The organism is Dokdonella sp. (assembly GCF_049593775.1).
Lineage (GTDB): Bacteria > Pseudomonadota > Gammaproteobacteria > Xanthomonadales > Rhodanobacteraceae > Dokdonella.
The window spans coordinates 1-13,150 of record NZ_JBAWHJ010000131.1; the positions used below are offsets into that span (position 1 = coordinate 1).

7 protein-coding genes are annotated in these 13,150 nt (G+C 60.3%); 2 read left to right on the forward strand and 5 right to left on the reverse strand.

Annotation, left to right across the window (positions count from 1 at the left end; translation table 11 throughout):
- Both WBP53_RS04440 and WBP53_RS04445 read right to left on the reverse strand, forming a co-directional pair.
- Positions 1-699: poly(R)-hydroxyalkanoic acid synthase subunit PhaE (locus WBP53_RS04440; protein ID WP_423926341.1), on the reverse strand; the 699-nt coding region annotated here is incomplete at its 3' end.
- Positions 700-842: 143 nt separating this feature from the next.
- Positions 843-2,693, reverse strand: coding sequence for a 3-hydroxybutyrate oligomer hydrolase family protein (locus tag WBP53_RS04445; protein WP_423926343.1), 1,851 nt, complete (start codon positions 2,691-2,693; stop codon positions 843-845).
- Between the two features lie 116 nt (positions 2,694-2,809).
- Here WBP53_RS04445 and WBP53_RS04450 point away from each other — a divergent pair, with 116 nt between their 5' ends.
- Entirely contained in the window at positions 2,810-4,033 is a 1,224-nt protein-coding gene (locus WBP53_RS04450; RefSeq protein ID WP_423926345.1) for a dipeptidase, read from the forward strand.
- A 29-nt stretch (positions 4,034-4,062) separates the two neighbouring features.
- Positions 4,063-5,073 carry an isoaspartyl peptidase/L-asparaginase family protein gene (locus WBP53_RS04455; RefSeq protein ID WP_423926353.1) on the forward strand — a complete coding sequence of 337 codons (1,011 nt, stop codon included), beginning with the start codon at positions 4,063-4,065 and terminating at the stop codon, positions 5,071-5,073.
- A gap of 231 nt (positions 5,074-5,304) precedes the next feature.
- Here WBP53_RS04455 and WBP53_RS04460 read toward each other — a convergent pair whose 3' ends face one another.
- The 3 genes from WBP53_RS04460 to WBP53_RS04470 form a co-directional block, all read right to left on the reverse strand.
- Entirely contained in the window at positions 5,305-8,373 is a 3,069-nt protein-coding gene (locus WBP53_RS04460; RefSeq protein WP_423926347.1) for an efflux RND transporter permease subunit, read from the reverse strand.
- Positions 8,374-8,632: 259 nt separating this feature from the next.
- Positions 8,633-11,956: an efflux RND transporter permease subunit gene (locus tag WBP53_RS04465; protein WP_423926349.1), complete on the reverse strand. Its 3,324-nt coding sequence runs from the start codon at positions 11,954-11,956 to the stop codon at positions 8,633-8,635.
- Positions 11,953-13,150, reverse strand: a 1,198-nt coding sequence (locus WBP53_RS04470; RefSeq protein ID WP_423926351.1) for an efflux RND transporter periplasmic adaptor subunit, incomplete at its 5' end; no start/stop codon positions are given. The genes WBP53_RS04470 and WBP53_RS04465, both read right to left, overlap by 4 nt.

Sequence of the window (13,150 nt, forward strand, 5' to 3'; positions counted from 1 at the left end):
GGCTTCCTCTGCGGCATCAATCCACAGATCGTAGAGGCCGCGAATCGAATCGATCTGTCGTCCCGGTTCCTCGCGTTCGGCAAGCTTGAGCTGGAATCGGGCAAAGCTCTGTTCGCTGACTTTGAGCATGAGGCGGTCGTAACGTGCACTCTGCTCCTGGTAGTCGATCATGAGCCGCGCAGCGTTCTGCATGTTTTCCTGCTTTTCGCGAAGATGACCGAATGCCGGCGCGTTCAAGCCGCCCTTGACCGCCTCGAACATGGGCCCGGCCATGGCCGTGAAGCGCTCCATCATCTGATCCATTCCCTGTGCACCTTGCCCGGAAAACCCGCGCATCGCGGCGGCCAACGGGTTGCCCATGGCCGAGGCCGGAAACGCTCCCCCAAAGCCGCCCTGGCGCATCGCCTCGGCGAACCCGACATTTGCGGACGATCCCTGCCCTGCAGCCGCCATCGCCATGTTCTGAAGCATGCCGAGATAGCCTTGCGCACCGGCGAGCATGTGCCCGACAGCGTCGCCCTGCTGGTTCGCACCGGGATACGCACTGCCGGCTCCAAACATGTCCGTCCAGTTGGGCTTGGCCTTTTCGGCGCCCTGCCAGGGAAACTGCGGGGACTTGCCCCCAAGGTTCTCACCCGCTTGGCGCGCAAGCGCCTCCCAGTTCTTCGCCCACTGGGCAATATCGAGCGGATCGGTCATGGCGGGTCTCCGGCTGCGGATCGGTTTCGTTGCCGCATGATAGCGGTCAGCGCATGACAGCCGCGACTACCCGTTCAATCGAAGCCTGTCCGTCCTCACGAAGCAGGGCCGGATTCACTCGATCCCGAAGCTAGCCGGGCAGGCTACCTGAGCGGGAATTCCCCGAGCTGATCCGCATCCAGCGGCCCATTCCCGCGCGGCGTCGTCGCAATGCTTGCGCTCCCAGGCAATGACTCCTGGGCAAATACGTGCGCCCACATGCGGTCCATCGCCGCATAGGCATGTGGCAGCAGGGGTACATGGGAGTCTCCGAATCCCGGAAAGGCGAGGAAGGCGTCGAAATGCTGGGCATTGGCTACGCGCCAGAAACTTGGGCGACGTCCATTCGCTTCGATCCATTTCACATATGGCCCCGAACTGAAGGCTATCGGGATCAGCCCATCGTCCTCGCCATGAACGATGAAGATGGGCAAGTCCTCCCTTGGCAATGAGGCCCGCGTCTCCTGCACCGAGACATGCAATGCCGATCCGCGCGCATCCGGATCGCTCCAGAGTTGCGCCAGACAGCGAGTGCCCGGCCAACTTCGATCGGCGGCCAGAGCGAGGGTGTCGACAATGCCAACCCCTGCACCGGGCGGGATGCCCGAGGCATCCGACCACCAGGCGGCGGCTTCGATGGCGGTCGGCGGATGCGGCAGATTTCCTGCATCCATCGCGGCGATGCCGAATCCGCAAGGCATTTCTGCGACGCCCGTGCGCGCATAGGCTGCCGCGTAGGTCACGGAGACGGCACGCCACAGGTCAAGTGCAGTCGTCGTTGCTGCACCGACGAGCAAATCGTTTGTCCAGCCATTGGCCTGCAGTCGCAGCAGGGACTCCGCTGCCAGTGCACCGGTGTCACCGGCTGAGAGCAGACCTGCATCCTGCAAGGTCTGGCAACGCGTTACCCACGCCGGCGGATGCGCCGCATTGATACGTGCGAAGGAGACGTTGTCGAAACGCCTGTCGAGAAGCGCGCAAGGAGCAAACAACGCGGCTTCGGTCGCATAGTCATACAAGGCGCGGCCACCCTCGCCTGCCCAGATATTCGGCTCGATGGCGACAACGCCATCGAACATGCCTTCATCGATCTCGGCAGCACGCAGCACGGCACCACCGCCGTTTGATACACCGGCCGCAATGATGCGGGTATTGTCCGGCGTGAACGGAGCCTGGTCCGGCAACGCCTGGTCCAGTGCGCGCAATGCGAAGCGCGCCGCCTGCACCACATGCCTGCCCCAGTCGGCTTCGGGGTTGTCGCCGGAATGGGCGTGCTTGACCAGCACCTGGTTCAACTCGGAAACCGACTCGTCCGGATCCGGTGCGAACTCGAGTTGTGCGTCGCCGCGTACGGCGCGCGCTCCATCAAGGCTCACGCCACTGGCCGTAGCGACATCGAAGTAGCCGCTACCCGCCCCCTTGTCCGTGTAGGCCACTGCGCACCCGCGCGGCAGGCCCCAGGCACCGGCGAACGCAATCGCGCCGTAGATACCTCGCGAACCCGACGATGCGGAGACGACCAGGCAACGTTTGTCGCGATCGAAATCGTCAGGCAGCTGGAGCAGGACGCGATGCGGCTGCGTAGCTCCATCCAGTTGCGCAAATGCCGTGAACTCTCGACCACCCACCCGTGGAACTGCTCCGTAGACCTCACCATAGCCACCAAGCGGACCCAGATCAGCGATACCGCGCCAGCTCGAATAAATGGCTCTGCGACGAAGCTCCGGCACCGTGGGATTGGCAGGGTCGGCAAATGCCGGCGCTCCGCCACGCAGTCCTTCCAGCCCCAATCCTGCACTGAGCAGATCGTTGCCACCCTGGTGAGCGCTGCTGCGGATATCACTGATGAGTCCGTCGGACATGATCTGCTTCTCCGGAACCGTGGGCGAATGACCGCAGGCGGCAAGTGCAAGGATGGCGGGCGCCAATGCGAAACGAGCAATGATTGATTTCATCCCGGCACCGTAGCAATTGGCGCTTGTTCTGTCATCGGACAATGGTTCAAGGGCACGTTGTTGCTGCGCCCGACATGTGGTCTGATCGAAATCCGTTGCCGCGAGGATTTCCATTGATGAGACTGCCAGCCGCCCTGCTTTTGTCGAGCATGCTGTTTTCCCTGCCCGTTATTGCCGCGAACGACACCTCAGAGGCCGAGCGGGCGCGTGCCCTGCACCGCGAGGCCATGGTGCTCGACACCCATCTTGATACGCCGGCCATCTTCGCCAGGCCTGGATGGAAGATCCTCGATCGCCACAGCGTCGGCAATGACTTCAACCAGGTGGACTACCCGCGCATGGTCGAAGGCGGACTCGATGGCGGCTTTTGGGTCATTTACACGGCGCAAGGCGAGCGCACGCCCGAGGCCAATCTGGCTGCGCGCAATGCCGGTCTCAAGCGGCTGGTTGAAATTCGGGAGATGGTCGCCGCCAATGTCGATCACTTCGAGATCGCGCTGACAGCGGAAGATGCCACACGCATCAAGAATGCCGGCAAGCGCATCGTCTACATCAGCATGGAAAACGCATCGCCGCTGGCCAGTGATCCGAGCCTGCTCAGCGTCTACCACGATCTTGGATTGCGCATGCTTGGCCTTGTGCACTCCTCGACCAATGATTTCGCCGACTCCTCGACCAATTCCAACGGCGTCGAGTGGAAAGGCCTCAGTCCCAAGGGGCGCGACCTGGTAGCAGCCGCCAATCGCATGGGCATCCTGATCGACCTGTCACATGCCAGCAATGACACCTTCGACCAGGTTCTCGAGCTCTCGACCGCGCCGGTCGTGTTGTCACACACATCGTCTTTTGCGCTCACGCCCCACCCGCGCAACATCGACGATGCGCGAATTCGCAAACTGGCGGCCAGGGGCGGCGTGATCCAGGTCAATTCGGTCAGCCCGTTCGTGCTGCAGATGCAGGAGAACCCGGAGCGGAGGGCCGCACTCGGCAAGATCATTGATCAATTCGAGGCCGGCAGTGCGCTATCCCCGGAGCAACGTGTAGAAGTCAAGCGACAGATCGCAGAATTCGAAAAGAAGAATCCCGAGCCGCGTGCGACTTTCGAGGACTACATGAAACACATGCTGCACATCCTGCAGGTGGCCGGACCCGAGCATGTCGGACTGGGCGCGGACTGGGACGGCGGTGGCGGCGTCGCCGGCATGGAAGACATCGCGGCCTTGCCAAAGATTACCGAACGCCTGCTCAAGGAGGGATATACCCCCGAGCAGGTCAAGGGTGTGCTTGGCGAAAACCTGCTGCGCGTAATGCGTGCCGCAGAAGCAGCAGCCCGGAAATAGACGCAGTCAGAGGAGAATTTGTCTTGAGCATGCGATTGCGAAGAGTCATTTCATCAGTCTTGCTGCTGGCACTGACGAGTGCGGCCCAAGGCGAAACCGGACCTGTCCTGGTCATTCATGGCGGCGCTGGAGTCATCCGAAGCAGCATGACCCCAGCCATCGAGGCCGATGTTCGCAAGGCCTTGCGCAACGCATTGCAGGCCGGCTACGCGAAACTGGAATCCGGACAACCTGCCCTGGAGGCGGTTGCGGCCGCCGTTGTCGTGCTTGAGAACGACCCGAATTTCAATGCCGGCAAGGGTGCGGTATTTGCGCATGACGGGAAGAACAAGCTCGATGCCTCGATCATGGACGGAAAATCGCGCAGGGCCGGTGCCATTGCGGGCGTGGAAACAGTGCGCAATCCGATCCTGCTGGCACGCGCCGTCATGGAAGAGTCACCGTTCGTCATGCTTGCAGGGAAAGGCGCTGAAGACTTCGCGAAACAGGCGGGCATCACGCTGGTACAGCCATCCTACTTCCGCACCGAGCGTCGCTGGCAGCAGCTGCAAAAAGCTCTCGCCGACGAGAAAAACCCTCAGGCCAGTACTGATGGAGGTACACACAAGCACTTCGGCACGGTCGGTGCCCTGGCACTCGACAAGCAAGGCAATCTTGCCGCCGGCACATCGACCGGAGGCATGACCAACAAGCGCTACGACCGAATCGGCGACTCACCAGTCATCGGTGCCGGCACCTATGCAGACGGCCACTGCGCCGTCTCGGCGACCGGATGGGGCGAGTTCTATATCCGCACCGTCGCCGCGCATTCAATCTGCATGCGCGTGGAGTTGCTCAAGCAGCCACTGGCCGAAGCAGCCGAGTACGTAATCAACAAGGACATTCCGACCTTGGGTGGTGATGGCGGCGCGATTGCGCTCGGCGCGGATGGAACCATTGCCATGCCGTTCAATACGGATGGGATGTTTCGGGGGTGGGTTGCAGGGGATGGTGTTGTCCATGTGGCGATTTATCCTGATGAGGATGAATCTGGGGAGTGATCTCTTTTGGCCTCTGGATATTCGTCCAGCGACGAATCGCATGAGCAAGACTTTCGCTCGCTCCCGAAGATCCAGTCACGTCTCTTTTCGTGGTCACTGGGCCGAAGTTGCAGCATCAACCCAAGGCTTTCGCTCGCCCGGAGGCGAGTGAAAAAGCGCCATGAATGGCGCACCGCGTAGCGGCGCAAAGATCGAGACAGATCGCGGATCAGGTCGCCCGCCGACAACAAATCAGGAGGCCACCGGCCGCTCCCTCAAAACCCTACCCGAACTTCCATCACGCCCCACTGCCCGCACCCACAATCGCGCGTCATCGAGCAGCGAATAGATCACCGGTAGCGCCAGCAAGGTAACGATCGTGGAGAACATCAATCCGCCGACAATCGCCCTGGCCATGGGGAAGTAAGGAGGACCATCACCACCGACCTGAACAGTTCCGATGCACAACGGAACCATGGCAAGGATGGCCGTTCCCATCGTCATGAGGACCGGTCGCAGACGATCCTTGCTGCCCTGGATCAGTGCGTCCGTACGCAATCGTCCTTCATGACGCAGCTGATTGATATGCATGAGCATTACGATGCCGTTGTTCACGACAACACCCATCAGTATCAGAATTCCTATCATGGCCATGAACGAGAATACGGTTCCAGTCAGCCAGAACATCCAGAACACGCCGAACACCGAGAAGATGAACGTGGTCATGATGGCGGCCGGGTAAATCAGCGATTCGAACATCGCGCACATGACGACGTAGACGAGGACCAGTGCAATGATGATGTTGAACATCATGCGCTGACCCGTTTCATCCGCACGCCGGAATGACGTTCCAAACGTCCAGCCATACCCTGCCGGAAGACTGACCGTCTCCATCGCCGCGGTGATCAATTCGCGCGCCTCATCAGACGTGGTTTCACTATCGACATTGGTCTGGATCTGCAGCGATGTCTGTCTGTTCTCCCGCCGAATGGAGGATGCGGCACCCTGCGTCTGGATTTCGACCATGGCCATCAACGGCACCTGGCTGCCATCCGGCGCACGAAGCTTGTAGTCGGACAGATTGCTGACGCTTTGTGCGTCGGCATTCTGAAAGCGCAGCCAGGTCGGTATCTGGGTGTCGCCCCGACGAAAGTCCTTGAGCTGGGCGCCGCGCAAGGCGATCGAAACATACTGGGCTACATCAGCTGCACTGAACCCGTAGTTTCGGGCCCTTTCGCGGTCGATGCGCACCGCGATTTCACGCTCCTGGGAACTCTCGACCAGGCGCACATCATGCAGGCCGGGTACCCTGCTCAGCAGATTGATGACGGCATCCGATTGCTCTTGCAGGGTCTCTGTGGAATCGCCAACCAGGGATAGCTTGATGCCATCATCTTCGCCACCATTGCGATCAAAGCTGACTGTGCCGATGGCCAGCTTGGGCAGCCCTTCGCGAATGTCATCCATGATTTCGATTGCGGTTCGAACCGCATCGTCATCGTCTGTCAGCAAGATGTTGGTCTGCGCGTTGCTTCGCTCATCGAAATAGCTGTACAGAGCGCGAATTTCGAACTTCTCCTTTCGATCCATCAGATACTGCTCAACCTGGCTGATGGACTTCTCCAGCTGGGGCAAACGGTAGTTGCCATTGAGGTCATAGCGCAATTGCAATTCGCGCGTATCACCAGCGGGAAACATGTCGGTTTTCATCTGCGAAAGTGGAATGAAGCTGAGCAGGAGCAAGCCGAGCACGGCAAGCATGGTCTTGCCGCGATTGTGCAGCGACCAGTCGACGATACGACTGTAGCCATGCTGCATGCGAGTTACCATGTTTTCCTTGCCGATGAACTTCGGCGGGGGCAATCGAGCCGCCAGCATCGGGATCAGACTTATCGCAACCAGCCAGGATGCGGTATGGGCAATAGCCATCGAAACCGCAACCTGGGTCAGGTAGATCGCTATCGGGGTGCGCTCTCCGAACACGTTCGGCAAGAACACGATAATGCTGGTCAGAGTACCGGCAGTGATCGCCGCTCCGACAACACGCGTTCCTTCGACGGCGCTGTACCACGGCCTGTCCGGATAGCGTTCGCGGTACTGGTAAATGCTTTCGACAGCGACGACGGCATTGTCGACAAGCATGCCGACGGCCAGCAGCAGGCCCATCATCGACAGAATATTGAGGCTGACTCCGAAGAAGTACATGCAGCCCAGGGTAATCACGAAGCAGATCGGGATCGCCAACGACACCATGGCCGTTGCGCGCCAGTCGCGCAGGAAGAAAAACAGGACAAGCACAGACAGGAAGGTGCCTTCCAGACCGGCCTTGCCCAGCTCCCGAAGCGAATCGGTCACACCCTTCGCCTGGTTCTGCAGGAAGTACAGCTTCAGCCCCTTCATCTCGGGCTCGGTTGAAACGCGAGCGACTTCCTCCAGTACCGCACGCCCGACCTCGACGAGGTTCGCGCTGCGCTCTCTGCTGATATCGACGGCCACGGCAGGTCGCTGGTCGAGTCGGCGCTGGTAGTCGAGTCGTGCGGGTCGCAACTGGATCTCGGCGATGTCGCCGAGCCGCAAACCGCTCTCGTTGATGACGAGATCGCGGATCTCATCGATCGAGCGCCATTCGCCTTGCGGCTGAACCCGGTAGCGCATGCCTCCATCGTGGATGAGGCCTGCCGACGTCGAAAAATTTGCGTCGCGCAGTACACCGGCGAGGTCGTTCAAGCTGATGTTGTGCGCAGTCAGTCGATCCGACGACAGCTCGATCTGGACCTCTGGCGGAGCCACGCCCTGGATGTCGACCTTGGCCACGCCGGCTATTCGCTCAAGCGGGCGCTTCAGTTTCCTGTCGAGAAGCTCGTAGGAATTCGACAAGTCACCGTCGCTGGAAATGCGCAGTTGCAGTACCGGCTGATCGGATGTCGAAAACTTGAGGACAAAGTATCGCTGCAGGTCGTCCGGCAACTCGCCCCGGATCGCGTCGATCTTGTCCCTGGCCTCGACCGCCTTGCTGGCGACACTCTGGCCCCATTTGAACTCCAGAAAGATCTCGGCACCGTCGGCACGCGAGCGAGAGTTCATCGACTGGATGCCAGTCAGGGTCGAAAGAGCCTCCTCGATCGGGCGAGTAAGCGTGCGCTCGATCTCGGCAGGCGTAGACCCTGGATACGGCACACTGATGAAAAGAAACGGCGCTTCGATATCCGGCATGTATTCGAGCGGCAACCGGAACGCGGCAAGCAGTCCGATCACCGTCATCGAGACAAAGAACATGATGGCCGTGACTGGCCTTTTGAGGCTTAGTTCGGCGAGGGTCATGCTCTTGCTCCGACTATTTTTCTGGCGCGTGGCGCCATTGAACTCGGTGTTCCGGAAAAAATAAGTAGCCGATTGTTCGCAACTGCTTGGCACCTACGCCGCTTCGCGGCGTAACAACAGCGGTGACTGAAAAACCCGCAGGCCCCACAGCATTCAGAACCCGAGCTTCGCCTAACCGAAGGCTCCAAGGATCGAAACCCGGGCAAAAGCATCGCGCCTGAAGGCCCTCCTGCGAAAGAACGAAGAGCAATCGGCGAGTTCACGAGCGCGCCTCAGCCAGTTCCGAGTCAGGCGAATCCAGTGACTCCGCACCAACACCCCTGCCCTTGCGAGCGCCGCGCTCGACGTAATAGGTATCCGGTTTGCGGTCCACCAGTTCATAGACAATCGGAATCACGATCAGGGTCAGCAAGGTGGAAACTGCCAGACCGCCGATCACCGTGATCGCCATCGGTGAGCGCACTTCAGAGCCTTCGCCGATGCCGATCGCCAATGGCAGGAAACCAAGCAAGGTCGCCAGTGTCGTCATGGCAATCGGACGAAGACGGGATTCAGCCGCGAGGATGATGGCCTCGCGCTTGGCATGCCCTTCCTCACGCAGTTGGTTGACGCGATCAATCAGCACGATCGCGTTCTTGACCACGATGCCGGCCAACATGATCAGACCGATGAACACGACGACCGAGATCGGCGTGCCGGTCAGTTTCAGTGCCAGTACGGCTCCGACCAGGGCCAGTGGAATCGAGAACATGATGACGAACGGATGGATCAGCGATTCGAACTGGGATGCCATGACCAGATAGACAAGGAAGATCGCAAGTCCAAACGCGAACAGCATTGATCGCGTGGACGCATCCATCTCTTCACCTTGCCCCCCGATATGCACCGAGACGCCCGCTGCCAGCGGCGTGGTCGCGAGCAGGCCCCTGACTTCCTTGACCGCGCTGCCCAGATCGCCATGGCGCAAACCGGCCGAGATGATCGCAACGCGCTCCTGATCGACACGATGGATTTCACTGGGACCTTCGGTGGCGGTGATCTCGGCAACCGCAGAAAGACGGATCGGCCTTTCGGTGCCTGGATTGACGATCAGGTTGCGGATGTCCTCGACGCTGGCCCTGTCGGCCTCGCGCACGCGAGCGAGGACATCGATCTTGCGATCACGAAAACTGTAGCGCGTTGCAACTTCACCGCGCACCTTGCCGACGACGGCATCGGAAATCTGGCGCGTCGTCAAACCCAGGGCAGCCGCGCGGTCCTGGTCGAATCGGATCTGCACTTCCGGATAGCCGTCCTCGACGGTGGACTTGATGTCGGCGAATCGATCCGATTTCTCAAGCAGGTCGCCCAGCTTCTTGCCCGCTGTCGTAAGTGCATCAAGGTCGTAGCCTCGAATCTCGATTTCCAGCGGCGTGGAAAAGCTGAACAGCGAAGGCCTGGCAAACTTCACTTCGATGTCCGGGCGGGACGCCAGCGTTTCACGCAGCGCATTCATGGCCGCCGCCTCTTCCTCATCGCCCGAGCCCGGCTTCAGCGTCACCATGAGTCGCGCAATGTTCTCGCCAGACTCGGTCGGCGTTGCATCAAGCCGCGTGCCTGTCCCGGCCACGCCATAAATCGTGGCGATGTTCGGATCGCGCGCATGCTGGCGTTCGATCTGTGCGACCAGTGCATCGGTCTCCGCCAGCGGCGTGCCGGGGGGCAGCTTGATCGTCGTCTCGAAGCGCCCCTGGGCAAGGCTGGGGATCAGATCCATGCCCAGGCCGGGAATCAAAGCGAGGCTTCCGGCAAACGCCAGCGCAGCCGCGGTGAGGACCAGCCATGGCCGATTCATCGCACCTGGCAACATGCGATGGTAAACGCGAGCCGAGCGATCATACGTTCCAACGACGCGTCTCCCGACCCAGCGCAGAACCGCGCCAACTGTCTTGTCGAATCCGATCGCAATCAGTCGGACCAGTGCAACGATGGCCCGCGGAAGTATCTGGAAAAGAAATTCGCCAATGGCATTGAGCACGCGCTTCAGCAAACGAAGCACCCGGTTGCGCGGCAGCGGCCTGGGCTCACGTGCGGGCTCGTCGCGATAGGCAAGCGGACTGCGCCCCTGCAACGAAGCCATCATCGGTATCAGGGTCATCGCCACGACCAGCGATATGAGCATGGCGAAAGTGATCGTCAGTGACTGGTCACGAAACAACTGGCCGGCAACGCCTTCGACGAAAACAAGAGGGAAGAACACGGCGACCGTGGTCAACGTGGATGCCGTCACCGCCATGCTGACTTCGCTGGCTCCCTTGACCGTCGCGTCAAGCACCGACATGCCCTGATCACGCAGCCGTGCAATGTTTTCAAGCACGACAATCGAGTCATCGACGACCATTCCCGTGGCCAGCGCCAGCCCGCCCAGCGACATCACGTTGAGACTGAGATCCGCCTGCCCCATGAAGAAGAACGTCGCGATCAGTGAAATCGGCAGCGAAAGGGAAATGATGAATGTACTGCGCGCATGGCCGAGGAAGAAGAAGATCATCAGCACCGCAAGCGTGCCGCCAATCAATGCGTCATTGCGCACGTCGTCCAGGGAATGCTGGATGAAGATCGACTGGTCGTCGATCGTGGTCAGTTTTGCTCCGGGCGGCAGGTTTTTCTCCAGTCTTTCGAGTGCCTTGCGCACGGCCTGGGCGACAGCCACGGTATTGCCATCACCCTCCTTGTAGATCGCCAGCTCGATGGCTTCATGCGCATCGATGCGAACGATGCCTTCGCGCTCCTTGTAGGCCTGGCTGACAACGGCGATATCCTTGAGCCTGATCGGCACGCCGTTGTCGACCTTGACCAGCATGTCGCGCATCTGATCAAGATTCGAGAACTGGTTGATCGTGCGTACCAGGTAGCGCTGGCTACCTTCCTCGATCCGCCCTGCAGAAACATTCACGTTTTCGCTGCGCAGGCGTCCGACGATGTCGCTGACATTGAGGTTGAGCTGGGCCAGTTTCTGCTGATCCAGCGCAACGCTGATTTCATCTTCGAGGCCACCACCCACCTTGACCGCGGCAACACCCGCGACCGGTTCGAGTCTCTTCTTCAGTTCATCGTCGGCGAAGCGACGCAGCTGCTTGAGCTCGGCCTCGTTGAAGCCGCCTTCGGAAACGGATCCGCTCAAGCCCAGCCGGATGATCGGATCCGTGGATGGATTGAATCGCAACAGGACAGGTTTCTTTGCCTCGAGCGGCAAGCTCAGGATATCCAGCTTGTCGCGTGTTTCGAGGCTGGCCAGTTCCATGTCCGTGCCCCAGGCGAACTCGAGGATCACGTCGGATTGGCCAGTGCGCGATACCGAATGGATCTTGCGTACGTTCTTGACCACGCCCAGCGCTTCCTCGACCGGCTGGCTGATCAGATTTTCGATTTCTATCGGTGCCGCGCCTTCGTACTCGGTGCGCACGGTCAGGGTCGGATAGGAGAGATCAGGCAGCAGGTTGACCTTGAGCCCCGACAGGGCGATGAGCCCGAACAGCACCAGGGTCAAGGTGGTCATGCCTATCGTGACGCGACGCCTTGTGGCGAACTCGACAATATTCACTGCACGCCCTCCAGCACCTGGACGGCAGTGCCGTCACGCACCGCGGAACGCCCGAGCGTGATGACCCGTTCGCCCTCTTCCAGGCCGCTGAGTATTTCGACATGGTTGTTGTCGCCGTAGCCAATCTTGATGAGTTGGCGCCTGGCTACCCAGGCGGGCACCGGCAGCTCCTTCTTGTCGGAGTCCGGCTTGTCTGCGGCCGCCTTTTTCGCGGCATCCTTCGCCTTCGCTGGCGCCATCGAGGATCCGGGCACCACGACGAATACGGCTGTTTCGCCGTCCTCCTCGATCAGGGCCGTCCGCGGAATCGTCAGGACGTCATCATGTTTCGCAAAGGTCACTTCAAGGCGACCAAACATGCCGGACTTGAGCTGCCGGGTTTTGTCACGGAATTCACAGGTCACGCGAAAGGTGCCGGTCGCCGAATCGACCACCGGGCTTATGCGCTGAATCTTGCCTTCGAAGGCCGTCCCGGCAATCGAATCGACACGCATGCGTACGGCCTGGTCGGCGCGCAGGGTATTGAGTTCGCGCTCGGGCACGTTCAGTACCGCCAGCAAGGGTTCGAAGTTCTCGATCTTGAAAAGGGCCTGGTTGACCTGGATGAAGTTGCCTACCTTGACCATGCGGCGCGAGATCACACCGGTAATGGGCGCCACGATATTGGTGTAGGAGAGTTCGAGCTGGGCCAGCTCATAAGTGGCGCGCTGGGTTTCAAGGTCGAACCGGATCTTGTCGTTCTGCTCGACACTGAGCAGCTTGCGCTCGAACATCTCACTGGAACGCTGATAGTCGTTTTCCAGTTTTTTCAGCATCGCCTTCGCCTTTGCCAGGTTCAGGCGCGGGTTTTCCGCGTCAAGCCGTGCCAGCACCTGCCCCTGTTTGACCTGGTCCCCTTCCTCCACCAGCAACTCGAGCAGGACACCACTGATCTTGGCTGCCACTTCCGCTTCGCCTTCAGGTTCCAGTGTGGCCGTGCCCGAGTAGCTCGCGCTGATCGATCGGCGCGAAACAGCAACCGCTTCCACGGGGACCGAGGCATCAACCTGCTTTTCCTCATCAGCCGGATCGTTTCCCCCCTTGCAGGCGGCAAACAGCGCGGCGGGGATCCAGCTTTCCCGGGGCTTTGCGGCAGACGCAACGTCAATGGATGGCCAGCCATCCGGCTGTTCAAGCAATGACAAGGCCTTCGGC

Bases quoted from the DNA above. Each gene is read 5' to 3' on its own strand.
- WBP53_RS04445 (WP_423926343.1), bottom strand. From the start codon at position 2,693: ATGAAATCAATCATTGCTCGTTTCGCATTGGCGCCCGCCATCCTTGCA.
- WBP53_RS04450 (WP_423926345.1), top strand. From the start codon at position 2,810: ATGAGACTGCCAGCCGCCCTGCTTTTGTCGAGCATGCTGTTTTCCCTG.
- WBP53_RS04455 (WP_423926353.1), top strand. From the start codon at position 4,063: ATGCGATTGCGAAGAGTCATTTCATCAGTCTTGCTGCTGGCACTGACG.
- WBP53_RS04460 (WP_423926347.1), bottom strand. From the start codon at position 8,373: ATGACCCTCGCCGAACTAAGCCTCAAAAGGCCAGTCACGGCCATCATG.